Annotated in this window: 26 protein-coding genes; 20 read left to right on the top strand and 6 right to left on the bottom strand. The window is 73.8% G+C overall.

Going from position 1 to position 25,209, the window contains the following annotated elements; translation table 11 throughout:
• Positions 1–45 precede the first annotated feature (45 nt).
• From AC0VX0_RS11520 to AC0VX0_RS11480, 9 genes are all read left to right on the top strand, one after another.
• Positions 46–387 carry an alpha/beta fold hydrolase gene (locus tag AC0VX0_RS11520; protein WP_063189451.1) on the top strand — a complete coding sequence of 114 codons (342 nt, stop codon included), beginning with the start codon at positions 46–48 and terminating at the stop codon, positions 385–387.
• A 23-nt stretch (positions 388–410) separates the two neighbouring features.
• Positions 411–1,007, top strand: coding sequence for a DinB family protein (locus tag AC0VX0_RS11515; protein WP_020621621.1), 597 nt, complete (start codon positions 411–413; stop codon positions 1,005–1,007).
• A 43-nt stretch (positions 1,008–1,050) separates the two neighbouring features.
• The gene (locus AC0VX0_RS11510; protein WP_129866855.1) at positions 1,051–1,917 is read left to right on the top strand and encodes an 8-oxoguanine DNA glycosylase OGG fold protein; all 867 of its coding nucleotides are present in this window, start codon (positions 1,051–1,053) and stop codon (positions 1,915–1,917) included.
• A gap of 39 nt (positions 1,918–1,956) precedes the next feature.
• Positions 1,957–2,106, top strand: coding sequence for a hypothetical protein (locus tag AC0VX0_RS11505; RefSeq protein WP_216880094.1), 150 nt, complete (start codon positions 1,957–1,959; stop codon positions 2,104–2,106).
• A gap of 102 nt (positions 2,107–2,208) precedes the next feature.
• On the top strand, positions 2,209–3,216 hold the full coding sequence (locus AC0VX0_RS11500; protein ID WP_070708970.1) for a GIY-YIG nuclease family protein: 1,008 nt from the start codon (positions 2,209–2,211) through the stop codon (positions 3,214–3,216).
• A 268-nt stretch (positions 3,217–3,484) separates the two neighbouring features.
• Complete coding sequence (locus AC0VX0_RS11495; protein WP_069941227.1) at positions 3,485–4,192, top strand: GntR family transcriptional regulator; 708 nt, start codon at positions 3,485–3,487, stop codon at positions 4,190–4,192.
• Complete coding sequence (locus tag AC0VX0_RS11490; protein WP_036315546.1) at positions 4,189–4,551, top strand: CidA/LrgA family protein; 363 nt, start codon at positions 4,189–4,191, stop codon at positions 4,549–4,551. The genes AC0VX0_RS11495 and AC0VX0_RS11490 overlap by 4 nt, the downstream gene beginning before the upstream one ends.
• Positions 4,548–5,282, top strand: coding sequence for an LrgB family protein (locus AC0VX0_RS11485; protein ID WP_036315548.1), 735 nt, complete (start codon positions 4,548–4,550; stop codon positions 5,280–5,282). Before AC0VX0_RS11490 ends, AC0VX0_RS11485 begins: the two co-directional genes overlap by 4 nt.
• Positions 5,283–5,459: 177 nt before the next feature.
• A complete protein-coding gene (locus AC0VX0_RS11480; protein WP_036315551.1) occupies positions 5,460–6,212 on the top strand; it encodes a metal-dependent hydrolase in 753 nt (250 codons plus the stop codon).
• A gap of 28 nt (positions 6,213–6,240) precedes the next feature.
• Here AC0VX0_RS11480 and AC0VX0_RS11475 read toward each other — a convergent pair whose 3' ends face one another.
• Both AC0VX0_RS11475 and AC0VX0_RS11470 read right to left on the bottom strand, forming a co-directional pair.
• Positions 6,241–6,816: a DUF6226 family protein gene (locus AC0VX0_RS11475; protein ID WP_051995268.1), complete on the bottom strand. Its 576-nt coding sequence runs from the start codon at positions 6,814–6,816 to the stop codon at positions 6,241–6,243.
• A gap of 7 nt (positions 6,817–6,823) precedes the next feature.
• Entirely contained in the window at positions 6,824–8,326 is a 1,503-nt protein-coding gene (locus AC0VX0_RS11470) for a long-chain-fatty-acid--CoA ligase (protein WP_036315566.1), read from the bottom strand.
• Positions 8,327–8,591: 265 nt separating this feature from the next.
• Here AC0VX0_RS11470 and AC0VX0_RS11465 point away from each other — a divergent pair, with 265 nt between their 5' ends.
• Complete coding sequence (locus tag AC0VX0_RS11465) at positions 8,592–9,653, top strand: zinc-binding dehydrogenase (protein WP_036315572.1); 1,062 nt, start codon at positions 8,592–8,594, stop codon at positions 9,651–9,653.
• Positions 9,654–9,697: 44 nt separating this feature from the next.
• Here AC0VX0_RS11465 and AC0VX0_RS11460 read toward each other — a convergent pair whose 3' ends face one another.
• Both AC0VX0_RS11460 and AC0VX0_RS11455 read right to left on the bottom strand, forming a co-directional pair.
• Entirely contained in the window at positions 9,698–9,925 is a 228-nt protein-coding gene (locus AC0VX0_RS11460; protein ID WP_002855519.1) for a sulfurtransferase TusA family protein, read from the bottom strand.
• Between the two features lie 52 nt (positions 9,926–9,977).
• Positions 9,978–11,105 (bottom strand): YeeE/YedE family protein, encoded by a 1,128-nt coding sequence (locus tag AC0VX0_RS11455; protein ID WP_036315575.1) that lies wholly within the window; start codon positions 11,103–11,105, stop codon positions 9,978–9,980.
• Between the two features lie 167 nt (positions 11,106–11,272).
• Here AC0VX0_RS11455 and AC0VX0_RS11450 point away from each other — a divergent pair, with 167 nt between their 5' ends.
• From AC0VX0_RS11450 to AC0VX0_RS11430, 5 genes are all read left to right on the top strand, one after another.
• Positions 11,273–12,169, top strand: a complete 897-nt coding sequence (locus AC0VX0_RS11450) for a MerR family transcriptional regulator (RefSeq protein ID WP_036315578.1) — start codon at positions 11,273–11,275, stop codon at positions 12,167–12,169.
• A gap of 139 nt (positions 12,170–12,308) precedes the next feature.
• Positions 12,309–13,853, top strand: a complete 1,545-nt coding sequence (locus AC0VX0_RS11445; RefSeq protein WP_069941223.1) for an alanine/glycine:cation symporter family protein — start codon at positions 12,309–12,311, stop codon at positions 13,851–13,853.
• Between the two features lie 98 nt (positions 13,854–13,951).
• Positions 13,952–14,542, top strand: a complete 591-nt coding sequence (locus AC0VX0_RS11440; RefSeq protein WP_010079843.1) for a DinB family protein — start codon at positions 13,952–13,954, stop codon at positions 14,540–14,542.
• 11 nt (positions 14,543–14,553) lie between these two features.
• Positions 14,554–15,081 (top strand): hypothetical protein, encoded by a 528-nt coding sequence (locus tag AC0VX0_RS11435; RefSeq protein ID WP_020627046.1) that lies wholly within the window; start codon positions 14,554–14,556, stop codon positions 15,079–15,081.
• Positions 15,082–15,269: 188 nt separating this feature from the next.
• Positions 15,270–16,100: an alpha/beta fold hydrolase gene (locus AC0VX0_RS11430; protein ID WP_020627045.1), complete on the top strand. Its 831-nt coding sequence runs from the start codon at positions 15,270–15,272 to the stop codon at positions 16,098–16,100.
• A gap of 7 nt (positions 16,101–16,107) precedes the next feature.
• Here the strand turns inward: AC0VX0_RS11430 and AC0VX0_RS11425 are convergent, their stop codons facing one another.
• Positions 16,108–16,845 carry a Pr6Pr family membrane protein gene (locus AC0VX0_RS11425; protein WP_020627044.1) on the bottom strand — a complete coding sequence of 246 codons (738 nt, stop codon included), beginning with the start codon at positions 16,843–16,845 and terminating at the stop codon, positions 16,108–16,110.
• Positions 16,846–16,949: 104 nt separating this feature from the next.
• On the opposite strand from AC0VX0_RS11425, the gene AC0VX0_RS11420 reads away from it, so the two are divergent.
• Positions 16,950–17,399, top strand: coding sequence for an SRPBCC family protein (locus AC0VX0_RS11420; RefSeq protein ID WP_221844903.1), 450 nt, complete (start codon positions 16,950–16,952; stop codon positions 17,397–17,399).
• 45 nt (positions 17,400–17,444) lie between these two features.
• Here the strand turns inward: AC0VX0_RS11420 and AC0VX0_RS11415 are convergent, their stop codons facing one another.
• Positions 17,445–19,193, bottom strand: coding sequence for an ABC-F family ATP-binding cassette domain-containing protein (locus tag AC0VX0_RS11415; protein ID WP_036315586.1), 1,749 nt, complete (start codon positions 19,191–19,193; stop codon positions 17,445–17,447).
• Positions 19,194–19,254: 61 nt separating this feature from the next.
• On the opposite strand from AC0VX0_RS11415, the gene AC0VX0_RS11410 reads away from it, so the two are divergent.
• The 4 genes from AC0VX0_RS11410 to cas7g all read left to right on the top strand — a co-directional run bounded on the left by AC0VX0_RS11410 (position 19,255) and on the right by cas7g (position 25,209).
• Complete coding sequence (locus AC0VX0_RS11410; RefSeq protein ID WP_020627041.1) at positions 19,255–20,433, top strand: cystathionine gamma-lyase; 1,179 nt, start codon at positions 19,255–19,257, stop codon at positions 20,431–20,433.
• Positions 20,434–20,622: 189 nt separating this feature from the next.
• A complete protein-coding gene (locus AC0VX0_RS11405) occupies positions 20,623–22,254 on the top strand; it encodes an amidohydrolase (RefSeq protein WP_221844905.1) in 1,632 nt (543 codons plus the stop codon).
• A gap of 233 nt (positions 22,255–22,487) precedes the next feature.
• Positions 22,488–23,408, top strand: coding sequence for an SDR family oxidoreductase (locus AC0VX0_RS11400; protein ID WP_060973477.1), 921 nt, complete (start codon positions 22,488–22,490; stop codon positions 23,406–23,408).
• Positions 23,409–23,964: 556 nt separating this feature from the next.
• Complete coding sequence (gene cas7g, locus AC0VX0_RS11395) at positions 23,965–25,209, top strand: type I-G CRISPR-associated RAMP protein Csb1/Cas7g (protein ID WP_070709798.1); 1,245 nt, start codon at positions 23,965–23,967, stop codon at positions 25,207–25,209.

Here is a 25,209-nt window from a genome sequence, read left to right as displayed (position 1 = left end):
GCAGCGTCAGGCGCGCGGTGCGCAACGGCCAGTCACAGGCGCGCGGTGCGCAACGGCCAGTCAGGGGCGGGGCCGCCCGCAACCGCGCCCTCCCCGCGCTCCACCCGGGACGTCGACGTCGGCTGGGTGCCACGCTTCGACGTCGACGTGCTGGAGGCCGCCCTGCGGCCCGTCCACGAGCGGCCCCGGTGGGAGGAATGGGGGCAGATCGCCGCGCCAACCCTGCTGATCACCGGGGAGAACGGGTACGTGCCCGCCGGAGAGCTGGACGAGATGCGGCGTCGGCGCCCGGATGTGCGGCACGTGCAGGTGCCCGGCGCGGGGCACGACGTGCACCTGGACGCGCCGGAGCGGGTGGCGGAGCTCGTGCGGGGGTTCGCGGCCTGATTGCTCTGGGGCAGGATCACCTCATGGACCACAAGCAGATCCTCCACGACGGGCTGCGCCGCCAGCGTGCGGCCCTCCTGCAGAAGCTCGAGGGCCTCAGCGAGCGCGACGCCCGCCTGCCGCGCACTCCCACCGGCACCAACCTGCTGGGACTGGTCAAGCACGCCGCCGTCGTCGAGCTGGAGTACTTCGGCGAGACGTTCGACCGCCCCGCGGAGGTGCAGCTGCCCTGGGCGGCGGCGGGGCAGTCGGAGGAGGACAACGTGGACATGTTCGCCGCCGAGGGGGAGTCCCTCGAGGACGTCCTCGAGTTCGCCCGCCGCTGCTTCGCACACGCGGACGCGACCATCACGGCCCTCGGCGCCGACGCCCACGGGCGGGTGGCGTGGTGGCCCGACGACAAGGCGGAGGTCACGCTCGCGCAGATCATCGCGCACGTCGCCCTGGACGAGGCCCGGCACGCCGGCCACGCGGACATCCTGCGGGAGCAGATCGACGGGCAGGCCGGCCTGCGCGCCCCGGGGAACAACCTGCCCGTGTGGGGCGCCGACCGCTGGGCCGCCCACGTGGACCGTCTGACCGCCATCGCGGAGGGGAGCGGCGGGCCGGGCCGGAACTGAAGGCACATGCCTCCCGTTCCGCCGCTGGGCCTACGCTGTGGCCATGACGAGTATCCCCGCTGCCGCCGTACCCCCTGCCCTCCAGCGCTCATTCGATGCGTGGGCTGCCGCCGGCAGGCCCGCCGACGAGCCCACGCGTTGGTCCTTCGATCACTGGACGGCCCACGTGCCCGACCTGCCCGCCTGCCTCGAGCGCGAGCCGCTGACCCGCGCCGTCGTCACCGGTTACGCCGCGAAGGTGACCGCCGAGGACCGCGCCGTGCAGCGGGACGCCTTCATCGCCGCGATGGTGTGGGGATACGGACGGGTCGGCTACGGCCCCTCCCGGGTGGAGCGCATCATGGCGCAGCCCGGGTTTGAGGAGCAGCTCGCCGACGTCACCCGCATCACCCTCGAGCAGGGCGGGCCCGCGGCCTTCGAGCACATCCGGCAGCAGCGCAAGAGCGGGGTCGGCTGCCTCAAGCACCTCGGCGCGGCCTTCGGCACCAAGTACCTCTACTTCCTCACCAAGGCCCACCGGGAGTCCGACATCGCCCCCGTCCTCGACTCCGTGGTGCGCGCTTGGTTCGCCGAGCATGCGAAGGACGTCGACGTCCGGATCGGCGGCGGTTGGACCTACCCCCGCAAGTACGCCACGTACGTGGAGACCATGCAGGCGTGGGGTGAGGAACTCAAGATCCCGGCCGACGACGTCGAGCGGCTCATCTTCCTCCAGCAGCAGGACGCCACCCAGGAGCCCTGGCGGGAGAGCTGGAGTTCCGCCGCCGCGGACCCGGAGGCCGGCGAGCTGCTCGAGGCCCTCCGCCTCGCGCTGGCCGACCTGGGCGCCGGGGACGACGCCGAGCCCCACCTGCAGGCTCTGGAGGACGTCATCGCCGACGCGGAGGACCGGGCGCCCGACGAGGCATGAAGCCCCGCCCGCCTGTGCGCGGTTGGCGTCGGGATGAACGTGTCCGCTGAGCAGCTGATCGGCGACGAGTCCGGTGTGCACCGCGGCCTGTACCTGCGTGTCGTGGACCACGTCCCGTGGCTGCGCGGCTTCGCATGCGACGACCTCCACGTCTTCGACCCCGAGGACCGGTGGATCCTGGCGCGGTGAGGGGTCAGCGATCTATCGCCAGGGCGCCTACCGTGTCCAAGGCCCTCCGTAGGCTCGAGGCGTAGCCGGGGTGGATGTCCCGGACGAAGAGAGGACATTGGCATGACCACCAAGGTGGGGTTCATCGAGGCCGCTTCCCATGCTCTGCAGAACGGTCCCCAGCTGTTCGCACGCGTCGAGGACGGCGGTGTGGTCATCGGCGGGGGTGGCGGCGAGGTCGTGCCGGATTCGACCGGGCTGTACGCGGTTGTCGCGCAGGATCCAGACGCGGTGCGAGCCGAGCTGCGATTGGACACGTCTGTCAGTCGAAGCGATGTGCTTTACATCGGCAAGGCCGAGGGCAGCCTGCGGGCCCGCCTGGAACGCAAGCATTTCGCGGGCGGCGGCACCGCGCACTCCACTCTGCGCCGCACTCTGGCCGCACTCCTGGTGGATCGGCTGGACCTGGAGCCGGTCGCCGTCGCTTCCGCGGGTCGATTCTCCCTCACCCCGGAGAGCGGCGAGCAGCTGACCACCTGGATGCGCCGTCACCTCGCCGTCCGCGTGTGGCAGACACCCGCCGGGTTCGCGGAAGTGACACCGCTCGGGGGCATTGAGAAGCCTGTGATCGACGCGCACACCCCGCCGTTGAACCTCACCTACGGCGGCACCAGCCCCGAAGCACAGCTGCTCCGCCAGCGCATCCGGAAGGCCCGCACGGGCCTGGCGGAGCAGGCGAAGCGCGGTGTGGACGTGGTGGAAGTCCATTCGTCGGCGCGCGCGACCGTCGGCTACTTGTTCCGCCGCCGCCCCAGCCAGTACGGGCTGCGGGGAAGCGTCGGTCTCTGGGAGGAGCTCGCTGAACGGCTCGACGACACCCCCATGCCCACCAGTGAGTATGAACTCGGCCGGCTCCTGCGCGATGCGCTCAATCGCTCCCTTGAGGGGGCCGAGCCTTACGACGAGGACAAGGTCAACGTGGAGCGGTTCAACCGCGGAGGCATGAGTCAGGGCCTCGTCCATCTGCCCTGGTGGGAGGACCAGGCCATCCCCCTCCTCCTCGACCGCTGGGGAGCCTGGGCGGACACCCAGGGTCTCCTCGGCCCGGAGGACTACATCGGGAGCTGGTGACCCGACAGTGTGTGGTGCCTGCCGCCGTCCTCGATGGCCTCCTTCGCCACCGGCCGGGTGACGTGGGGCGCACAGGGAAGGGCCACGCGTTGCCGGTGAGCAGCGCAATGAGCTCCGCGCGGTCCGCGCCGGCGGGGTCGAGACGGGTGATGGCGACGGTCATGGGGCGAGGGTGGGCGCCGGCATCATGGGCGCCTCCCCACCCGGACCCCTTCCGAGTCCGACACAATGCATACATCCATGCATGCATCCGATTATTCTGGCCCGCATGTCTCCACTCTCCGACCCCTTATGGGGCAGTCGTGCCACGGCTGCCGGCCGCCTGGCCCACGACGTCGCCTGGCGCATCGTCCGCGGTGAGATCGCCGCGGGGGAGATGCTCACCGAGGTCCAGCTCTCCACGGAGGCCGGCATCTCCCGGACGCCGGCCCGGGAGGCCCTCCTCCAGCTCGAGCGCTGGGGCCTGGTGCGGCTCCTCCCCAAGAAGGGCGCGGCCGTGCAGGCCCTCACGCCGCAGACCGTGGCCGACCTCACGGCCCTGCGCGGCCTCCTCGAGTCCACCGCCCTCGCCACGGTCGTCGCGCGGCCCGACGCCGTCGGGCCCCTCGTCGCCACGCTCACCGCCAACCTGGAGCAGCAGCGCGCCGCCCTGGACGCCGGCGACCTCGCGGCGTTCTCCGCGCTGGACGTGCGGTTCCACCGGGACGTGATCGCCACGTGCGGCAACGCCGCCTTCGACGAGGTCGTGCGCACCTTCGCCCCCCGCCTGGCACGCCTGATCCACGCCGCCACCGGCGGATCCGTCGACGCCGCCCGCCGCCTCCTCGATGGGCACGCCGAGATCTGCGCCCAGCTGGCCGCCGGGCGCGCCGCAGACGCCCAGCGCGCCCTGCAGGCGCACCTCGACGCCGCGGGGAGCGGCGTCGTCCCCGGCCTGCCGCCCGTGGGCCCGTCCGAGGCAGGTGAACCCCGATGATCGAGGGCCTGCTGATCCTGCTGCTCTGCCAGCTGGCGGGCACGCTCGTGGCCGACACGCTGCACCTGCCGATCCCCGGGGCCGTGCTGGGCATGCTCCTGCTGCTCGGCCTGCTCGCGTGGCGCCGGCCGGCCGAGGACGCGCCGGTGATGACGGCGAGCCATCACCTGCTCCAGCACCTGCCGCTGCTGTTCGTCCCGGCGGGCGTCGGCGTCGTCGCGGTGCTGGGCCTCATCGAGGAACACCGGGCGCTGATGCTGGTCGGCTTCGTGGTGCCCTGGCTGCTGGGGCTGGTGGTCACCGCCGGCGTCGCCGCCCCGCTCGCCCGCCGCCTCACGGACAAGGAGGACGCACAGTGAACGCCGCCGAACTGACCGACTCCCTCGCCGAGGCCTGGGACGCGCTCCTGCACACACCGCTGTTCGGCATCGCGCTGACCCTCGCCGTTGCTGTGCTCTCCCGCCGCCTGTGGCTCGCCGCCCGGCAGACCGCCCTGCTCACGCCCGTGCTCGTGACGATCGTGCTGGTGGCCGCGTTCCTGGCCCTGACCGGCATCGACTACGAGACCTACATGATCGGCGGCAGCTACCTCACCTTCCTGCTGGGCCCCGCCACCGTGGCCCTCGCCGTCCCCCTGTACCGGGCCGGCCCTGACATCCGGAAGCTGCTGCTGCCGGTCGCCGTCGGGGTCACCGTCGGCTCGCTGACCGCCATGGTGAGCGCCGTGCTGATCGTGCGGGCAATGGGCGGGGACGCCGCGCTGGCCGCCACGTTCGCCCCCAAGTCCGCGACGACGCCGATCGCCATGGCGGTGGCCGACGCCGGCGGCGGGATCGTCTCCCTCGCCGCCGTGCTCCCCGTGCTCACCGGCGTGCTCGGCGCCGTGCTGGCCCCCTGGGTGCTCGACCGGCTGCGCGTGCGCGACCCCCGCGTGCGCGGCCTGGCCATCGGCGTGAGCTCCCACGGCATCGGCACCGCCCGCGCCCTCGCCGAAGGCCCGAAGACCGGTGCGTTCTCCGCCCTCGCCATGGCCTGCTCCGGTGTGCTCACCGCCCTGCTGGCCCCGCTGGTGCTGGCGATGACGGGGTGAGGGGCCGGGCGGCCGCCCCCGGCCGGGCAGCCGCCTCGACCCGCTCCAGCCGCGGCGGCGTCCTTACCGTGTCCGCCCCGCCTGCCACCCTGGTCCTCTTCCTTCCCCGCGGGCCGCCCGCCGGCCCTCGCTGGCGCGGTGACGCGGCCCGGTCCTGCGAACGAGAGGACCCCACCCATGATGGGCCCGTCCCACGCGGCCACCGGCGCCGCGGCCTGGCTGGCGCTCACGCACTGGCAGTCGCCGATCGCCGTGCTGCACCTGCCCGCCGAACTCCAGCTGCTCGGCGCCGTGACCACCGCCGGCGCGGCCATGATCAGCGACTGGGACCACCCCCGCGCCACCGTCGTCCACGCCCTGCCGCCCCTGACCGAGTGGATGAGCCGCGGCATCCGCCACGTGGCCGGCGGGCATCGGCGCGGCACACACTCGCTGGTGGGGGTCGCGGCGTTCACCGCCATCGCGACGGCGGCCGCCTCCATCCAGGTGCCGATCGCGGGGCACGTCTACACGCCGGGGCAGGGGGTCATCGCCGCGTTCCTGGCGGCCGTGGCTGCCAAGGCCCTCCGACTGCTCCCGAACCGGGGATGGAGGGCCGCGTGGGCGCTCGGCATCCTGGTCGCGGTGTCGGCGACCGTCCTCAGCGACGGGCTGTGGTGGATCCCCGCCTCCGTGGCCGTCGGCGTGAGCGTGCACATCCTCGGCGACGCCCTCACCAACAACGGGGTGGCCCTGCTCTGGCCGCTCAGCCCGGAGCCCCCCGCGCGCCTGTGGTGGTGGCAGTCCTCCGGACGGTTCCGGCTCCCCCTGCTCGGCCGGACCGGGTCCTGGCGGGAGTGGGCGCTCGTCTCGGTGGTCACTGCGTTCACCGTGGTGCGGGCCGTGCGGCTCATCCCGCTCGCCGCTCGGGGGGTGGCGGCACTGTTCTGAGCGGCGGCACCCGGCCACCGCCGCCCCCTCACGCCTCCGGGAGCCACCCCGCCCGCACGGTCGCCTCGGTCCCACGCGGCAGCCTCGGACGGCCGCCGGCGGCCAGGTCCCGGCAGGCGTCCGTGAGCGCCTCGAACGGCCATCCCGGGACCCGGCCCAGCCCCTCGGCCGTGCCGTCCTCGCGCCAGTGCACGTGCCAGTCCCGGCGCCGCAGCCCATGACGGCCCCGCAGGCTCACCCCCGTCCCGACCGCGCGCACGACCGCCTGGTCCACGGCCTCGAGCAGCTCATCCGACCCGGGGTCGCAGGCGTCGCATCCGCAGTCCGGGAGCACCGCGTGCACCTGCCCCGGGGCCCCGACCGCCACCCGGATCACCGGCAGGACGCCGCCGTCGTCGTCCTGGGGCACGTCCGTCTCCAGCAGCCACCAGGGGGAGGCGCCGTCGACGTCGGCCGGCGGCGCCACCCGCAGCGCCCGGTCCACGGGGACCGCCAGGTCTGCGCGCCCGGCCTCGTCGAACGGGATGCCACGCACCGGGTCCGGGGCGACCGCGGCGCCCGCCTCCGCAAGCACCTCGGCCCACACGAGGGCCCGGGCGGTCATCCCGAGATCACTCCGTCGGCGTCAGTTCCCGCTTGAGGATCTTGCCGGTGGCGGTCTTGGGCAGCCCGTCCCGCACGGTCACGGTGCGCGGGTACTTGTAGGGCGCCACCTGGGACTTCACGTGCTGGATCAGCTCCTCCTCCGTGGCGTGCGCACCGGGGGCGAGCACCACGTGCGCGGCGACCTCCTGGCCGAGCTCCGGGTGGGGCACCCCCACCACGGCGGCCTCCGCGACGGCCGGGTGCTCGTAGAGCACCTCCTCGATCTCGCGCGGGTACACGTTGAGCCCGCCGCGCAGGATCATGTCCTTCGTGCGGTCCACGATGTAGTAGTTGCCCGCGGCATCGCGCCGGGCGAGGTCGCCGGAGCGGAACGAGCCGTCCTCGGTGATGGCCTGGGCGGTGGCCTCCGGCTTGCCCCAGTAGCCCTTCATCACGTTCTCCCCGCGGATCCACACCTCGCCCAGGGTCTCCTCATCGCCCTCGGGCACGACGGCCCCGTCCGGCGTCACCAGCTGCATCTCGCACCCTCGGACGGCGCGTCCGATCGAGCCCGGATGGTGCTCCTCGCCCGGGTGGTTGAAGCACGCCACCGGGGAGGTCTCGGACAGGCCGTAGCCCTCCAGGATCTCGCAGTCGAAGGTGGCCTCGAAGCGGCGCAGCAGCTCCACGGGCATGGCGGATCCGCCGGAGACGCCCAGGCGCAGGCTGGCCAGGTCCTCCGGATGGTCCTTGGCCGCGGCCAGCACGGCCCCGTACATGGTGGGCACGCCGATGAACACGTCCACCGCGCACTCCCGGACGGTCTGCGCGGCCACGGCGGGATCGAAGCGGGGGATCAACGCCAGGCTGGCGCCCGTCGTCACGGGCGCCATGAGCGCGCACGTGAGGCCGAAGACGTGGAACAGCGGCAGGCAGCCGAGCACGGTCTCCCCGTGCTGGAGCTGGATCAGCGTCTCCGCCGCGGTGTCCGCGTTGGTGCCCATGTTCCGGTGGGTCAGCTGGGCGCCCTTGGGGCGGCCGGTGGTGCCGGAGGTGTAGAGGATGACGGCGTCGTCCTCGAGGTCCCGCTCGACGGTCTCGGTCACCGGGCCGGGGCTCTCCGCGAGGTGCGGGGCGAGGCCGTCCTCGCCGAGGGTGCGCAGCGGCACACCGCGCTCGCGGGCGCCCTCCACGGCTTCCTCGGACGGCACGGACCACAGCATCGACGCGCCCGAGTCCTCCAGGTAGTACTCGATCTCGCGGCGCTTGAACAGCGGGTTCATCGGGACGACGACGGCGCCCAGCTGCAGGGCCGCGAAGAACACCACCGGGAACGCCGGGATGTTCGGCACCATGAGCGCCACGCGGTCCCCGGGGCCGATGCCCTCCTGCCGCATGAGCCCGGCCAGGCGCTGGGACTGGTCCTGGAGCTCCGCATACGTCATGCGGTTCTCGCCGAGGATCAGGGCGGTGGAGTGCGGATGCTCGGCGGCGGTGCGCTCGAGGCGGGCGGACAGGGTGAGGGTCACGACGGGCCTCCGAGGGGAGTCGGATGTGATGGGAACCACAGTGTAACGCCCGGCGGTGCTCGTTCGCTGTGAGCCGAGCGGGGTGTGTCGGCGGACCTCACGCCAGCGACATCACCGCGGTTCTGCCCGGCGGTGATGTCGCTGGCGCGCGGTCATCCACCGGCCCCGCCTGCGACGTCGATGTGTCGTCTCCACGGCTCAGGGGCGCAAGACTGGTCCCCGCACACCGCCGCCCGGACCGCCGGGCCAGACCGGAGGACAGACCATGACCGCACAGACCCCCGCCACCCCTGCCATCCCCGAGACGATGAAGGCCGTCGTCATGCGCGCGCCGGGCGACGTCGTCGTGGAGGAGGTGGACACCCCGCGCGTCGCTCAGCCCACGGACGTCGTCCTGAAGCTGGCCGCCGCGTGCGTGTGCGGCTCGGACCTGTGGCCCTACCGCGGTCACAACGACGTCGACCACCGGCGCATGGGCCACGAGTACGTCGGCACGATCGTGGAGAAGGGCGAGGACGTCGCCACCCTCGAGGTCGGCGACTTCGTGATCGGCTCGTTCATGCTCTCGGACAACACGTGCGAGATCTGCCAGGCCGGCTACCAGTCCCGCTGCGTCAACGCCGGCGAGTACACGGGCAGCCAGGCGCAGTACATGCGTGTCGAGCTCGCGGACGGCTCCCTCGTGAAGGTGCCCGGGGGTGAGCCCTCGGACCCGGACCGCCTGGCCGACTACCTCGCCGCCTCGGATGTGCTCGGCACCGGCTGGTACGCCGCCGTCGCCGCGCAGGCCGGCCCCGGCAAGACCATCGCCGTGGTCGGCGACGGCGCCGTCGGCCTGTGCGCCGTCCTGGCCGCCAAGACCCTCGGCGCGGAGAAGGTCATCGTGTTCTCCCGCCATGAGGATCGGGCCGCGCTCGCCCGGGAGTTCGGCGCGGACGTCGTGATCGCCGAGCGTGGCGAGGAGGGCGCCGCCCAGGTGCGCGAGCTCACCGGCGGCTACGGAGCGCACGGGGTGTGCGAGGCCGTCGGCACGCAGGGCTCCATGGACCAGGCCCTGGCCTCGGTGCGCCCCGGCGGGTACGTCGGGTTTGTGGGCGTCTCCCACGACCAGACCCTCGACGGCTCCGATCTCTTCGGCCGTGAGATCCACCTCGAGGGCGGGCCCGCGCCCGTCCGCCGCTTCCTGCCCGAGCTGATCGAGCGCATCCAGTCCGGGGAGATCCAGCCCGGCCGCGTGTTCACCGCGCGCATGCCGCTCGACGACGCCGCCGAGGCGTATCGGGCCATGGACGAGCGCCGCGAGATCAAGGTGCTGCTGGAGGTCTGAGGCCCTCCGCGGCGGGCGGAGGTGCCGAGAGGCTCCGCCGCCCCTCAGCCCTTCTTCACGGTGATCGTCCACTCTGCGGCGCCGCGCTTCACGAAGTCGGTGACCTCGTGGCCGTTCTCCGCGGCCCAGCGGGGCAGGGAGTCGGTGGCCTGGGTGCAGTCGAAGTCGATCACGAGCTCGTCCCCGGAGGGGATCTGCTGCATCGCCTGGTTGGCCTCCACGAGCGGGAAGGGGCAGACCTGGCCGTCGGTCTCGAGCAGGTGCTTCGCCATGGTGTTCTCTCCTTGGTGTCGGTGGTCAGAGGTCGTGCGCGGGCGGGCCGGCTCAGCCGATCGGCGTGAGCTTCACGGGGCGGGCCGTCCCGGCGTTCGCCGCCGCGCCCTCGGCCGAGGCGAGGCCGGAGCCGGGGGCGGGGACCGGCGTCGTGCCCTTGCCGCGGTGGTTGAGGATGAAGAGCTTGGCCGCCAGGCCGGTGCCGAGCACCATGAACACGAGCGCGGTCCAGCCCTGGAAGCTGAAGGTCGCGGTGTTCACCATCGCGTTGCCGATGGTGCAGCCGCCGGCCCACGCCGCGCCCCAGCCCATGCCGAGGCCGCCGATGATCGAGCGGACGGTGGTCTGCGCGTCGGGCACGCGGACGCGGAACTCGCCGGAGGCCTTCGCGGCGATGAACGAGCCGATCAGCAGGCCCGTCACCATCAGCACGCCCCAGTCCACGAGCTCGAGTTCGCCCGTGCCGAGGAACGCGCCGATGTTCGCGGACGGGCCGGTGATGCCCAGGCCGGACTCACGGCCGGTCGCCCAGGAGAGCGGCCACGCGAGGATCGCCAGCACGCCGATGATCGCCGCGGTGACGAACGGGTGCCACGCCTTCTCGGTGAGCACGTGCGCGAGGCCGGTCTTGGCAGCGGGCAGGCGGAAGCGGGTCATGGCCGCCTCGCGACGCAGGTGATGACGCACGGCCAGGCCGACGCCGGCCACGAGCAGCGCCACGAACACCCACGGGGACAGTCCCGTGAGCTGCTGGAACGAGCCCGTCTGCGTCTCCACGGAGCGGACGGCCTCGGTGGTGCCGGCCAGCGGTCCCTTGCGGAACGCGGTGGCGCCCACGATGTAGAAGATCAGTGCGAACCACGAGCCCACGAGGCCCTCGCCCGCGCGGTAGTACGTGCCGGTGGCGCAGCCGCCCGCGAGCACGATCGAGAAGCCGAAGATCAGGCCGCCGATGATCGTGCCCAGCCACGGGAACGTCTCCGCCTCCAGGGTGATCACGCCCAGGGCGTCGAGGGCGAACACGCCCACCGACTGGACGGCCACGATCACCATGAACGCGGTGAGCCATCGGGTGGACCGGATGGTGAACAGGTCACGGAAGGCGCCCGTGACGCAGAAGCGTCCACGCTGGAACACGAAGCCCAGGACGAGGCCGAGGAGGAGTCCGGTGATGATCATGCCTGCCATGAGACAGGGTGCGGCCGGGCCCGCGCGCCGGGCAGGACGTGCGGGGTAACAGTCGGAGGACTGTGCCGGGGACGACGCGCGGGGGCGCCGTGGGCGACGCTTGACCCTCCCCTTGGGGGAACGCCCACGCTGGGATCACCTGAGAGAAAGGTCGCCCCATGAGCCCCTTGATGACCGTCGGCGAGTTCGCCCTCGCCACCGGACTGAGCGCGAAGGCGCTGCGCTTCTACGACGAGCGCGGCCTCCTCGCCCCCGCCGACGTCGACGCCCACTCCGGCTACCGCCGCTACGCGCCCGCCCAGATCCGGACGGCCGCACAGATCCGCGTCCTGCGGGCGGCCGGCCTCACGGTCGACGACGTCCGGTCCGTCCTCGCGGACCCCGCCTCCCTGCCGGCGCGGCTCGAGACACACGCGGCCGAGCTGCGACGCCGCCGCGACCTCGAGGACCGCGCGCTCGCGCTCGCGGCCGCCGGTGTCTACGCGGCCCCGGATCCCGACGACGACGGCGGCCCCGCCCGTCCCGGCCCCGTGGCGGAACGCACGGTCGGGCCGACGCCGTGGGCCGGCGTCGTGCAGCGGGTGGCCCTGGACGAGGCCGGTGAGGAGGGGACCACCGAGCGCGCGAACGCCGCCTTCGCGATGCTGTTCCAGGCGCTCGCGGAGGCGGGGCCGGCACCGGCCGGGCCGCTGTGGACGGCGCTGCGTCCGGTGCCGGGCGCCGCCGACGTCGTGGAGACCGTCCTGGCGGTCCCGCTGAGCGGTCCGGCTCCCGCGGGCCTCAGGGTCGACGGGCACGAGGTGGTGACCGGGACACTGCCACGCCGTGTGGAGCGGTACGTGGACGTGCGGGCCGATGCGGGCGACGTCGACCTCCTCGACGACGCCCCCGGCGGCGCGCTGCCCCATCCGGATCTGCTGGGACTCATGGACGCGTTCGACGTGGACGACGCCGGCGCCGCGCCGGAGATCCGCCAGATCCTCGTGGACCCGGAGGCCGGACACGTCGAGTTGGCGGTGACGGTGCGGGAGGAGGCGGGAGCGGGGCAGGGGTGAGCCGGTGCGGGGGCGGCACGGCGTGTCTGGCCGGCCGACCCTGCCGGTCTCACACAGACCCCCCGGGGGCTCAGGGGTGCCCGGGGTGGCCCGAATGTGATGGAGTGCACGGATCCTGTCTGCGACCTGGGAAGAAGCCATGGAGCAGTTCGTCACCGCCGCCAACTCGATCATGTGGAGCCTGCCCATGGTCGTCGGGCTCCTCGCCCTAGGCCTGTACTTCACGATCCGCATGGCGGCTCCCCAGGTGCGGCTGCTCAGGGACATGGTGGGCCAGCTGGTCAGGGGAGGATCGTCGTCGGCGGGGATCAGCTCGTTCCAGTCGTTCGCCATGGCCCTGGGCGGGCGCATCGGTGTCGGCAACATCGCGGGCGTCGCGGCCGCGATCTACCTGGGCGGCCCGGGCGCGCTGTTCTGGATGTGGGTGACGGCGATCCTCGGCGCCCCCGTGGCGCTCGTGGAGAGCTCGCTGGCGCAGCTCTACAAGCACAAGGTCCGCGGCGAGTACCGCGGCGGGCCCGCGTACTACATCCTCGAGGGGCTCGGCCGGAACTGGCGGTGGCTGGCGGTCGCGTACGCCGCGGCCACCGTGTTCGCGACGGTCTTCACCGGCCCGCAGATCCAGGCCAACGCCGTCACCGCCGCCACGACCGAGGCGTGGGGCTGGAACCCGCTGTGGGTGGGTCTCGGGATGGCCGTGCTGTTCTGCGCGATCGTGTTCGGTGGCATGCACCGCCTGGGCCGCACGGTGGGCCTCGTGGTCCCGTTCATGGCCGGCGCGTACATCCTGGTGGGGCTGCTCGTCGTCGGACTCATGTGGCAGCAGGTCCCCGCGATGTTCGGGCTGATCTTCTCCAGCGCGCTGGGCCTGCACTCGGTCTACGGCGGCATCCTCGGCGCCGCCGTCGCGTGGGGCGTGCGCCGTGCCGTGTACTCCACCGAGATCGGCACCGGTTCGGGCGCCCAGGCCTCGGCGGCCGCCCACGTCTCCCACCCCGTGAAGCAGGGCCTGGCCCAGGCGTTCTCCGCCTACGTGGACACCCTGTTCGTCTGCACCATGACCGGCCTGATGATCCTCGCCACGAACAGCTTCAACGTGCTGGGCCCGGACGAGGAGAGCCTCCTCGCGGAGCACGTGCCCGGCGTCGAGGAGGGCCCGGCATGGGTCCAGATCGCCATCGACGAGGCACTGCCCGCCTTCGGACCGTCCTTCGTGGCGATCGCCGTCTTCCTGTTCTCCTTCACCACCCTGCTCTCCTTCGCGTTCTACGCGGAGACGAATGTCGCCTACCTCATCCCGAACAAGACGGCGCAGCGCGCGGTCATCGCGATCGCCCGGCTGATGCTGGCCGGCTCCATGGTGTTCGGGTCCGTGCAGAGCTCGGCCCTCGTGTGGGCGTTCGCCGACTTCGGCGTCGGCCTCTACACGTGGGTGAACATCCTCGCGCTCGTGCTCCTGAGCCCCGTGGCCATCCGCCTGCTCAAGGACTACGACCGCCAGCGCCGCGCCGGCCAGGACCCCGTCCTGGACCCGGCCGCCATCGGCGTCCGCAACGCCCACCTGTGGGAACAGATCCACGCCGCCTACGAGCGCACCGGGGACGTGGACGAGGCCATGGACCACGTCGCGGACACCGCCCCGGACACCCGGGCCATCACCGTGGTCCCGCGCCGGGAGGGCTGAGGACCGACGACGGCGGCCCGGGGCGCCGGACGTCCGCGACGACGTCGGGCCACGGGCCAGGGCCGTCCGCGCGGCCTGAATCCCGGCAGGCTCACCCCATGGACCACAAGGAGATCCTCCATCAGGGGCTGCGCCGGCAGCGCGACGCCCTCTTCGCGAAGCTGGACGGCCTGCCCGAGCGGGAGGTCCGCCTGCCCCGCACCCCCACCGGCACCAACCTGCTGGGCCTGCTCAAGCACGCGGCCACGTGCGAGCTCGAGTACTTCGGCGAGGTCTTCGGCCGCCCCGCCGGCATCCCCCTGCCCTGGGACGCGCCGGGGGTGGGCGAGGAGGACGGCGCGGACCTGTTCGCCGCCGAGGACGAGACCCTCGAGGACGTCCTCGACTACGCGCGGCGATGCTTCGCGCACGCGGACGCGACCATCGAGGCCCTCGTCCTCGACGCGCGGGGGCGGGTCCCCTGGTGGCCCGCGCACCTGGCCGAGGTGACTCTGGCGCAGATCCTCTCCCACGTGGCCCTCGACGCGGCCCGCCATGCCGGCCACGCCGACATCCTGCGCGAGGGGATCGACGGGCAGGCCGGCCTGCGCGGCCCCGGGGACAACCTGCCCGGCTGGGACGCCGAGCGGTGGGCCGCGCACGTGCGGCGGCTCGAGGGGATCGCCCGGGGTGCGGGCCCGGTGCGCTAGCGTCCGCGGTGATGACTCCCCGCTCGCTCGCCGGTCTGGCCCTCACCGTCGCCGCCCTGATGTCCGCCTTCGTGCTGATGGCGCCGACGGCGCCGGGGCTGTTCGTCGGCGTGCTCACGGTGGGGACCTTCGGGTTCGGCCCGTTCTACGGGGAGCCCTCGCGGCAGCTCGTGGACCGGCCGTGGAGGCGGGACACGCGCTGGCGCGATCTCGCCCGCCGGGTCCGCACCGACTGGCTCTCCCGGCAGCTGGGCGCCGTCGGCTGGAACGCGGCCATCAGCCGCCGCATCACCGGCCGGGCCGACCTGCGGCGCATCCGCACCGCCGCCGTGGGCTCCCTCGTCAGCCACGCCGCCTCCGCGGGTCTGCACGCGGTGGCGGGCGTGGCGCTGGCGGCCGTCGGGCATTTGGTCTGGGGCGTGGTCGCGGTGGCCCTGGGGCTCGTGGTGCACGCCTGGCCGGCCCTGCTGCAGGTCTCCGTGCTCGGGCGCATCGACGGACTCCAGACGCAGATCCGCGGGGACCAGCTGCTCTGGTGACCGGCCGGCACCGGGCGGCCCGGCCGAGCACTTTGTGGGCCGAATCCGACGGATGAGCCCCTGAATCGGGCACGGGAGCGTCGCATTCGGCCCGCAAAGCGGTGGGGAGGGGGCAGCGGGGAGAGGGTGGCGAGGAGAGGGCGGCGGGGAGAGGGCGGCACCGCGCGCTCAGCCCTACGCTCGGACCCATGACCGAGCACACATCCGAGCACACCCCCGAGAACCCCCACGTCGTCCGCCGCGGCTCCGGCGTCCCGCTGATCGCGGTGCACGGCAACAGCGTGGACCACCGGCTGCTGCTGCCGCTCGACGACGCCCTCGCCGAGGCCGGGGAGGTCGAGCGGATCTACGTGGACCTGCCGGGCTTCGGCCGGACCTCGGCCCTCCAGGACGACGGCGGCCTCCCCGAGCTCGCCGCCTGGCTCGTGGACTGGATCCGCGCGGAGGTCGGCGAGCGGCCGTTCGCGGTGCTCGGCAACTCCCTCGGCGGCCTGCTCGCCCGGCACGTGGCGGCCGAGTTCGGCGCGCAGGTGTTGGGGCTGGGGCTGCTCGCGCCCGTCGTCGACCCGGACGAGGACCGGCGCACCCGCACCGACCTGGTGGTGCGCGAGCGCGACGACGCCTTCATGTCTACCCTCGACCCCGACGACGCCGCCCCGTTCCTCGAGATGTCCCCGCGGCTGACGCGGGACACGTGGGAGCGGTTCCGCGAGCACGCGCTGCCGGGCGTCCGCGCCGTGGACGAGGAGGCGCTGAAGCGCCTGTCCGCGCGCTACGTCCTGGACGCCGTGCCGGAGGAGGCCGCGCCGCCGTTCGAGGGGCCCGCCCTGATCCTCACCGGCCGGGAGGACCACCTCGTCGGCTACCGGGACCAGGCCGCGCTCCTGGAGCATTACCCGCGCGCCACCTACGCGGCGCTCGACGCCGCCGGCCACAACGTGCACCTGGACCAGCCGGAGGTCGCCGAGGCGCTCGTCCGCGCGTGGGCGGTGCAGGTGGGCCGCGCGGCGTCGGACTGAGGCGGGGTCAGGGGGAGGGACGGGCCTCCACCCGGGCCTCCGCCTCGGCGCCCGCCCCCACCCCGACGCCGGCCCGCGCCAGCAGGCCGTCGGCCACCCGCAGCAGGGCGGCGACCGCCACGAAGAACACGAGGATCGCCACCACGTAGACGGCGACGCCGTCGTAGCCCAGCCGCGGGACGTCCAGGATCGTGTACGGGTACCAGTCCAGCCACGGCCCGCGCAGCAGCGTGAACGCCAGCCAGGCGAGCGGGATGAGCGTGGACAACCACACCACCCGCCACGTGATCTGCCGCCGCGGCCCGAAGACCGCCCACAGCACCGGGGTGAGGATCGGCGTGACGATGTGCTGCAGGGTGTCGTTGAACCGCTCGACGGCGGTCATCGGGTCGGCGTCCCGCAGCAGCACGTTGAACACCACGCCCGTGATCACGATGCACACCACCCCCGTCACCCGCAGCACCCGGAACAGCGTGCCCGGCCGGTGCAGGCGCAGCGCCAGCAGCAGGGACGTCAGCCCCACCAGGAAGTTCGAGAGGAACGTGAAGTACGTGGGCTGGTTGAGCATGTGCTCCCAGCCGCCCTCGAGCACGCCCGCGTAGCCCGCGTCGGCCGGCAGGTCCGAGGACTTCCACGAGCCGATCCACAGTGAGAGCAGGTTGCCGCCCAGGGACAGGGCCGCGGCGACGGCGAAGGCAGGCCGCGCCGTCGTCGTCCAGCGGCCGGAGGGGGTGGGGAGGGTCATGCGCCCATCCTGCCGGAGCGCGACGCCGCCCCCGGTGCACTGGCCGAGCCGCTCGGGCCGGCGGGCGTGTCCCGGCCGGCGGTCCGGACCCTACGCTCGGCACCATGATCCGGACCCCCTGGACCCGCACCCCCGCCGGCGCGAGGCGCGCGCGCCGCCCCCGACAGTTCCGCCGCGTGACGACGACCGGGCCCGCCGCCGTGGACGTGGCCTGGGCCCGCTACGCCGACCTGCGCCTGTGGCCGCGGTGGGCTCCGCAGATCCGCGCCGTGGAGGCGCCACAGCGCCGGCTGCGGGCCGGGCTTCGCGGCGTGGTCCACGCGCCCCTGGGGCTGCGCGTCCCGTTCGTGGTCGAGGAGGTCGACGACGACGCCCGCACCTGGCGGTGGACGGTGCGGGTGGCCGGGACGGCGGTCTCCATGACGCACGACCTCACCGCCACCCCCCGCGGCACCCGGGCGGGGCTGACGGTCCACGGGCCCGCCGTCGTCGCCCTGGCCTACCGACTGCCGGCCCGCGTGGCGCTGCGGCGGCTGTGCCGGGCGCACCTCTGAGGGCGGACCGCCGGGCCGGGCCTGTGGCCAGGGGCCCCGCCCGCCTCACACCGCCGCGGCGTCGGTCCGCAGCTCGACGCGCGGCCAGTCGGCGAGGTCGGCGAGCATCTGCCGGTCGTGGGTCACCACGACGACGGCCTGCTCCGTGACCTGCAGGGCCTCGGTCATCTCGTCCACGAGCGCGGGGGAGAGGTGGTTCGTCGGCTCGTCCAGCAGCAGCACGTGGGGGCGCTCGATGAGCACCATCGCCAGGTGCAGACGGGCCTGCTGCCCCTGGGACAGGCGTCCGACCGGGGTGTCCGCGGCCTCGGCGGTGAGCAGCCCGAGCGAGGGCAGCGTGGGGGCCGGCAGGGGACGGCCCAGGTCGTCGACGCCGGCCTCGTCCGCGCCGACGCGGCGCACGTGCTCCTCGAACACGGCGGCGGCGGTGCGCTCCTCGTCCCACGCGGGGGTCTCCTGCGCCACGAGGCGCACGCGCACGTCGGCGCCCACGGTCACCAAGCCGCTCGTGGGCTCCAGGTCCCCGGCGAGCACGCGCAGCAGCGTGGACTTCCCGGCCCCGTTCGGGCCCGTCACCAGCACGCGGCCGCCCGGCACGAGGGCCGCGCCCATCGGCTGCTCGAGCCGCCCGGCCACGCGCACGGCGTCCGCGGTGAGCAGGACGTCGTCGCCCGCCGTGCCCGGCCCGCCCGCCGTGCCCGCCGCCGCGTCCGCGCCGTCCCGCGGGTCGCCGTCGGGCATGTCCGCGAACGGCCAGTCCAGGCGCAGGGGCGGCTCGGGCACGGTGATCCGGTGCGCCTCCAGCTCGTCGAAGCGCCGGTTGAACATCTGCACGATCCCCGCCGACCGGCTCGAGCGCTGGTGCTTGCCGGTGCCCTTCGGGGGCCGCCACGAGCCCTGCATCTGCTCCCGCGCGTCCTCCACGGCCAGCTCCAGCCGCTCGCGCTCGGCGTTCTGCTCGGCGTACTCCTGCTCCCAGGCGGCCCGGGCGCGGCGGCGCCCCTTCGCCCAGCCGGCGTACCCGCCGGAGTACCGCCGCGGCCGCCCGTCCTGGCTGGGATCCAGGTCCACGATGTCGGTGCACACGGCGCGCAGCAGGGCGCGGTCGTGGCTGACGACGGCGACCCCGCCCGGGTGCTCCACCAGCCGGCGGGTGAGGAAGTCCAGGGCGACGTCGTCCAGGTGGTTGGTCGGCTCGTCCAGCAGCAGCAGGTCCGGCCGGGAGCCGAGGGTGACGGCCAGGCGCACCCGGTGGCGCTGGCCGACCGAGAGCGATGTGAGGGGGCGCTCGCGGTCCGTGCACGCGTGCAGCCCCTCGAGGTCCATGTCCACGCGCCGGCCGGCGTCCCAGGCGTCGTAGAGGTGGGCCCGCTCCAGCGCGGTGGAGTACCGGTGTCCGGCGCCGGCGTCGTCGGGGGCCTCGGCCAGGGCGGCCGCGGCGGCGTCCAGGGCCTCGAGTGCGGCGTGCGGGCCCGTGAGGGCGTCGCGGACCAGGTCGCCCACCGTGCGGGAGCGCCCGTCGGCCCGCGCCCGCAGCGCCTGCGGGACGAACGCGAGCGTGCCCGCCCGCGTCACGCGGCCGACGTCGGGCGTGATCCGGCCCGTGAGCACGTGGAGCAGCGTGGTCTTGCCGCGCCCGTTCTCACCCACGATCCCGAGCCGCGAGCCGGCGTTGATCCGCACCGTGGCGTCCGTGAGCACGCGGTGCCCGCCGAGCGAGACGGTCAGGTGCTCGCCGCGCAGGTGGGCGGCGGGCCCGGCGGGCAGGGCGGGGGAGGGAGGGCCGGAGGTCATGTCCGCCAGTCTAGGGAGGGGGCGCGCTGCCGCGTCCGGGGTCGGGACTACGCTCGGGGCCATGTCCGCCGCCCCGCCGCCGCCCGCCTTCGGCACCGTCCTGCACCACCGCGCCCACGGGATGGCCCCGGGGGAGTCCATCTCCCCGCCGCTGGTCCACGCGAGCGCGTTCCACCTGCCCGGCGCGGACCCGGACGGCGCCCCCACCGCCCCCGGCGCGGACGTGCCTTTCCAGTACGCGCGCTGGGCCACGCCCACCTGGTCCGCGCTCGAGGCCGCCCTGGGCGCGCTGGAGGACGCCGACGTCGCCGTGGTCCCCTCCGGCATGGCCGCGATCGCCGCCGTCCTGCTGCCCCTGCTGCACCCGGGGGACCGCGCCCTCCTGCCCGCGGACGGCTACGGGCCCACCCGCGCCCTCGCCGCCGAGCACCTCACGCCCCGAGGCGTGCACGTGGACCTGGTCGCCACCCAGGGGCTCGCCCATGCGGACCTGAGCGGCTACGACCTGGTGCTCGTGGAGACCCCCTCCAACCCGGGGCTGCGCGTGGCGGACCTGGCGGACGTCGCCGCCCGCGCCCACGCGAACGGCCGCCGGGACGGCGCGGGGGCCCTCGTGGTGGTGGACAACACGCTGCTGACCCCCCTGGGGCAGCGCCCGCTGGAGCTGGGGGCGGACGTGGTCGTGGCCTCGGACACGAAGGCCGTCAACGGGCACACGGACGCCCTCGGCGGGCACGTGGCCAGCCGGGACCCGCAGGTGATGGCGCGGGTGCGCGGCTGGCGGACCCTGGCCGGCGGGATCCTGGGCACCCACGAGGCCTGGCTCATCCACCGCGGTCTCGAGACCCTCGAGGTCCGCTTCGCCCGGATGTGCGCCTCGGCGCAGGCGGTCGCGGAGCTGGCCGCGGGCCACCCGGCGGTGCGCGCCGTGGTCTACCCGGGGCTGGCGGACCACCCGGACGCGGAGGTCGTGGCGCGTCAGATGACGGCGGCGGGCGGCCTCGTCGGGCTGCGGTTCGCGGACGCGGCGGCGGCCGAGCGGTTCATCGCCGCGGCGCAGTACGTGGTGCCGCAGACCAGCTTCGGCGGCACGCACACGGCGGCCGAGCGCCGCGCCCGCTGGGGCGACGACGTCCCGGACGGTTTCGTGCGTCTGTCCGTGGGCGTGGAGCCCACCGCCGAGCTGCTGGCCGACCTGGAACGCGCGATGACCGCCGCGGGCGGCGGGCCGACCGCCTGACCCGCGCCCTCCGCACTTTGTGGGCCGAATACGACTCTCCCGGGGGCTCTGGGGCCCGGGAGAGTCGTATTCGGCCCTGAAAGTGAGCGCCGCCGAGACCTCACCCTGACCCGCGTCCCGGCTACGCTCGCGGACGAGGCCGCCCACCCGCGCCTCGCCCGCCCGCCCCGCCCCAGGAGACCCGCCCCCATGCAGCTCGACCTGATCGTGGAGAACGCCCGCCTCATCACCGGCGACCCCGCCCGCCCGTCGGCCTCGCGGCTGGGGGTGTGGCGGGGCGTCGTCGTCGGGGTGGACGAGGAGCTGGACGGCTTGACGGCGCGCGAACGCCTCGACGCGCGGGGGCGCACCGTCCTCGCCGGGTTCAACGACGCCCACGCGCACAGCGTCTGGTTCGGCCAGTCCCGGCTGGACGTGGACCTCGAGGGCGCGCGCACCGCGGAGGAGGTCCACCGCCGGGTCCGCGCCCGCGCCGCCGAGCTCGACCCCGGCGCCTGGGTGACGTGCACCGGCTTCGACCCCGGCCACCTCACCGGACCCCAGCCGGACCGCGACAGCCTCGATGCCGCCGCCTCCGGGCGCCCTGTGCTCATCCGCCACAACACGGGCCACGCCGTCACGGTGTCCGGGGCGGTGCTGGTCCTGGCCGGTGTGGGGGAGCAGGTGCTGCAGCAGCCCGAGGGCGGGCGGATCCTCACGGACGCCGAGGGCCGGCCCACCGGTCTGTTGGAGGAGACCGCCATGAGCCTGGCGACCCGGCTGTTGCAGCCGGAGTCCCACGAGCACATCGGCGCGTGCCTGGCGCGGGCCTCGCAGGAGTACGCGGCCGAGGGCATCACCTCGGTGACGGATGCGGGGGTGGCCGGTGGGTGGATCGGGCACAGCCCGCTCGAGTTCGGCGCGTATCAGCGCGCCCGGGACGCGGGGCTGCTGCGCACCCGCTTCCAGACGATGGTCACCCTGGATGCGCTGCACCCGGTGGACGGCCATCCCGACGACGGCACGCACCTCACCCTCGACGCCGGCGTGCGCACGGGGGTGGGCGATGAGTGGCTGCAGATCGGGCCGGCGAAGGTGTTCACAGACGGGTCGATGCTCGGGCAGACCGCCGCGATGACCGAGGACTACTGCGGGCACGGCCACGGCCGCGGCTACCTGCAGCAGGACGCGGGGGAGATGCGCCGGGCGTGCCTCGGTGCGGCGGCCGCCGGCTGGGCGCTGGCCCTGCACGCGATCGGCGACGCCGCCCTTGACTTCGCCCTCGACGTGATCGCCGAGGCGCGGGGCCGGTTCGGGCGCCCCGTGATGCCGCACCGCGTGGAGCACGGCGGGGTAGTCCGCGACGATCAGGTGGCCCGCATGGCCGAGCTGGAGGTCGTGATGGCCACCCAGCCGAACTTCATCAGCGCGTTCGGCGGGTCGGTGCGGGAGCGGATCGGGCCGGAGCGGGCCGCGCTCTCGTACCCGGCCGGGCGGCTGCTGCGCGCGGGCCTGGTGCTGCCCGGCAGCTCGGACCGTCCCGTGGCCGGCGGCCGCCCGCTGGAGGTCATCCAGGACTTCGTGCTGCGCCGCACCGAGACCGGCGAGCAGTACGGCCCGGACGCGGAGCGGCTCACGGTGGCCGAGGCCCTGCACGCCTACACGGTCGGCTCCGCGGAGGCGACCGGCTGGGGCGGCCGCAAGGGACGGCTCGTCGCGGGCCAGCTCGCGGACTTCACGGTGCTCAGCGAGGACCCGCGCGCGGTGCCGAGCGATCAGATCGCGGCGATCGACGTCGTCGCCACCGCCGTGGGTGGGGAGTTCGTGCACGGCGGGCTGTGACGCCCGGCCCCGGCCCCGACGCCCCGCGACACCCGCCCCCCGCGACGAGCCCTGCGATATGGCCCCTACCCGCCCGGTTTAGGGGCCATATCGCAGGGCTCGTCGTCCAGGGGAGCGGGTGGGGCACGTCCGGTGACCCGGCGGTCAGCCGTGGCTCTGCTGGGGGGCTGCTCCCTACGCTCGGAGGACGGCGCGCAGACCGCGCGCCGCCCCGAGACCATGAGGAGCACCCCGTGGCGCACGACGACGCGAACACCACCACCACCGACCAGCTCACCCTGCAGGACCCCACGAAGCGCTACCCCGTGATCAGCCCGCCGGAGCAGTCGTTGCCCGGCACCGGCCTGGACGCGGAGATGACGCCGAAGGCCGACCTGGGTGAGAAGTCCTACCGCGGCACCGGCCGTCTCGAGGGCCGCAAGGCGCTCATCACCGGCGGTGACTCCGGCATCGGCGCGGCCACCGCGATCGCGTTCGCGCGCGAGGGCGCCGACGTCGTCATCAGCTACCTGCCCGAGGAGGAGAAGGACGCCCAGCACGTCCTCGAGGTCCTGCAGGCGGAGGGGCGCACCGCCGCTGGGATCCCCGGCGACCTGCGCGACAAGACGTTCTGCGCCGACCTCGTGGCCCAGGCGGTCGAGAAGCTCGGCGGGCTGGACGTGCTGGTGAACAACGGCGGCAAGCAGGTGGCGCAGGACTCGATCGAGGACATCGACGACGAGCAGCTCGAGGCCACCTTCGACATCAACATCCTGGCCCAGTTCCGCCTGGTCAAGGCCGCCCTGCCGCACCTGAAGCCGGGCTCCACGATCATCAACACCACCTCCGTGGTCGCCTACATGGCCCCGGAGCAGCTGGTGGACTACTCCGCCACGAAGGCCGCCATCAACACCTTCACGAAGGCCCTGGGCCAGCAGCTGGCCCCGAAGGGCATCCGCGTGAACGCCGTGGCGCCCGGTCCGATCTGGACCCCGCTGCAGCCCTCCGGCGGCCAGAAGTCGGAGGACCTGCCGGAGTTCGGCCAGTCCACCCCGCTGGGCCGCGCCGGGCAGCCCACCGAGCTGGCCCCGGCCTACGTGTTCCTGGCCTCGCCGGAGTCCTCCTATGTGGTGGGCGCGACCATCCCGGTGACCGGCGGCATGCCCACCCCGTGAGGTGAGGCCTGTCAGGCGGGGCGTGTACCCCGCGATAGACAAGGTGACGGTCGTGGTCGCCTCCGGACACCGGAAGCGACCACGACCGTCACCTTGTCTGTGGGGTGGGGCTGCAGGCTCCACAGCCTTGTGCGGAATCACCTGATGGAGCCCGGCGGTGTCGCGCGGAGCCGGCTCAGCGAAGACGCGGAGATCCCGCGTGGTGTGCGTCTGGGCGCAGTTCTCAGGCACAGACCTAGCCTCAACGAAGGGGGTGGGTGACTCCGCGCGACGAAGACGACCCTACGTGAGGACGCGCGTGCTGGGGAGGCGTCCCCATGGCGCGCGGGGCAGGCGGGCCAGGGGATGTACCCCTACTAGCTGATAGTAAGTATGCGAGTGAGAACTTGCTAAGAGGGTTCCATTATTGACCCTGTGCGCCCGCTCTGTCAGCATCTGTGTCATGCCTCACCGAGGCTTCCGACCACTCGATCTTCGCGCGGGAGGCGGACACGTTAAGCGGGGGCAGCGCCCGAGCGAATGGGGCGGCCCCGAGACCAGGACGAAAGGCCGCGTCATGTCTGACTTCGACACCCTGTCCCTCGAGGACCTCCTCGCCGCGTGTGCTCCCGGGGGGAGCACCTCACTCTTGTCGGAGACCCCGCTCCGGCCCGCCGGCGGCCCCGGGGCGGTGATCGCGCCGGCCAAGGTGATCGAGGGCCGGGGTGAGACCACCTACGCCTACGAGCGTCGGATGGAACTCGACGAGGCCGGTCAGCCGCGACCGGTGTGGACCGTCGTCGTGGACAGCAAGCAGTCGGTCTCCAACCGGGACGAGGACGCCATCATCTCCGCTCGGCGGGATCAGGGGACACCGGAGGGAGAGGCGCTGCGCAAGGTGCCGACCATCGAGGTGCGTTACGGAGAGGCTGTCGAGTCGGATCTCTCCCTGCCTCATCGTGCGTTCGACGGACACATCCGGGCGGCCACCCTTGACGGTGCTCCCGTGACGCAGACCGAGGCCTACCGTGCACTGCGGGACGCCACGAAGCTCGACGCCCGGGCTCTGCTGGACGCCGCACCGACGGCCTTGGTCCTCGGCGCATGGGACTCCACTCGGAAGTCGCATCAGGGCCGCTACCAGTCCTGCATGACGGGTGAGACCATCGGCGTTCTGGCCGACCAGGACCAGGAGGGCGGGGCGCCGCGGACCAATCGGCGCGCAGCTGGCCGTGTGGACCCCGTCGCGGCGAGCGTCAAGCCATCGGCCAAGGACGTCGAGGCACTGGTCAAGGCGCAGGCGGGTGAACTGAGCGCCAAACTGCAGGACAAGGTGCTCGCCGAGGCCAAGAAGAAGGGGGAGACCGGATCGTCCATGTCCACGCTCGGCCTGGGCCACATCCCGCCGGTCCTCGGCGAACTGGGCGGTGTCGCGTGCCGTTCCATCATGCGACGACGCCTCCTATCCTTTTCCGCGCTCCGTCAGCTCCGCTTCGGCGGCACGACGGAGCAGGACGTGGCGTGCCGCGCCCTGCTCGCGGCCTACGCCCTGCTCGGCATGGCCCTCTCGGACCGCGAGCTGCATCTGCGTGCGAACTGCCATCTGGTCGAATCCGATGAGCCGACCGTGACCCTCGACCTCCGGTACGGCAAGTCCCGGGCGCTCGCCCCCATCACGGACGAGGTGGCCGTCCAGGTGTTCGAAGCGGCGCTGGCGCATGCGAAGTCGGTCGCCGGTGTCGAGTGGAACGGGCAGACCATCCAACTGGTGGGCGACCCGGCGATCCTGGGCGCCGCCAGCACCGACGACGTCGAGGTGTGA

It is taken from the genome of Micrococcus sp. iso_26, from assembly GCF_056172975.1.
This window is presented reverse-complemented; position numbering and strand designations above follow the sequence as displayed.

Coding starts and splice junctions, on each gene's coding strand:
- AC0VX0_RS11450 (WP_036315578.1), top strand. CDS start 11,273: ATGAGCCCCTTGATGACCGTCGGCGAGTTCGCCCTCGCCACCGGACTG.
- AC0VX0_RS11420 (WP_221844903.1), top strand. CDS start 16,950: ATGATCCGGACCCCCTGGACCCGCACCCCCGCCGGCGCGAGGCGCGCG.
- AC0VX0_RS11510 (WP_129866855.1), top strand. CDS start 1,051: ATGACGAGTATCCCCGCTGCCGCCGTACCCCCTGCCCTCCAGCGCTCA.
- AC0VX0_RS11415 (WP_036315586.1), bottom strand. CDS start 19,193: ATGACCTCCGGCCCTCCCTCCCCCGCCCTGCCCGCCGGGCCCGCCGCC.
- AC0VX0_RS11515 (WP_020621621.1), top strand. CDS start 411: ATGGACCACAAGCAGATCCTCCACGACGGGCTGCGCCGCCAGCGTGCG.
- AC0VX0_RS11430 (WP_020627045.1), top strand. CDS start 15,270: ATGACCGAGCACACATCCGAGCACACCCCCGAGAACCCCCACGTCGTC.
- AC0VX0_RS11445 (WP_069941223.1), top strand. CDS start 12,309: ATGGAGCAGTTCGTCACCGCCGCCAACTCGATCATGTGGAGCCTGCCC.
- AC0VX0_RS11475 (WP_051995268.1), bottom strand. CDS start 6,816: ATGACCGCCCGGGCCCTCGTGTGGGCCGAGGTGCTTGCGGAGGCGGGC.
- AC0VX0_RS11435 (WP_020627046.1), top strand. CDS start 14,554: ATGACTCCCCGCTCGCTCGCCGGTCTGGCCCTCACCGTCGCCGCCCTG.
- AC0VX0_RS11490 (WP_036315546.1), top strand. CDS start 4,189: ATGATCGAGGGCCTGCTGATCCTGCTGCTCTGCCAGCTGGCGGGCACG.
- AC0VX0_RS11465 (WP_036315572.1), top strand. CDS start 8,592: ATGACCGCACAGACCCCCGCCACCCCTGCCATCCCCGAGACGATGAAG.
- AC0VX0_RS11425 (WP_020627044.1), bottom strand. CDS start 16,845: ATGACCCTCCCCACCCCCTCCGGCCGCTGGACGACGACGGCGCGGCCT.
- AC0VX0_RS11495 (WP_069941227.1), top strand. CDS start 3,485: ATGTCTCCACTCTCCGACCCCTTATGGGGCAGTCGTGCCACGGCTGCC.
- AC0VX0_RS11480 (WP_036315551.1), top strand. CDS start 5,460: ATGATGGGCCCGTCCCACGCGGCCACCGGCGCCGCGGCCTGGCTGGCG.
- AC0VX0_RS11460 (WP_002855519.1), bottom strand. CDS start 9,925: ATGGCGAAGCACCTGCTCGAGACCGACGGCCAGGTCTGCCCCTTCCCG.
- AC0VX0_RS11410 (WP_020627041.1), top strand. CDS start 19,255: ATGTCCGCCGCCCCGCCGCCGCCCGCCTTCGGCACCGTCCTGCACCAC.
- AC0VX0_RS11500 (WP_070708970.1), top strand. CDS start 2,209: ATGACCACCAAGGTGGGGTTCATCGAGGCCGCTTCCCATGCTCTGCAG.
- AC0VX0_RS11405 (WP_221844905.1), top strand. CDS start 20,623: ATGCAGCTCGACCTGATCGTGGAGAACGCCCGCCTCATCACCGGCGAC.
- AC0VX0_RS11440 (WP_010079843.1), top strand. CDS start 13,952: ATGGACCACAAGGAGATCCTCCATCAGGGGCTGCGCCGGCAGCGCGAC.
- AC0VX0_RS11455 (WP_036315575.1), bottom strand. CDS start 11,105: ATGATCATCACCGGACTCCTCCTCGGCCTCGTCCTGGGCTTCGTGTTC.
- cas7g (WP_070709798.1), top strand. CDS start 23,965: ATGTCTGACTTCGACACCCTGTCCCTCGAGGACCTCCTCGCCGCGTGT.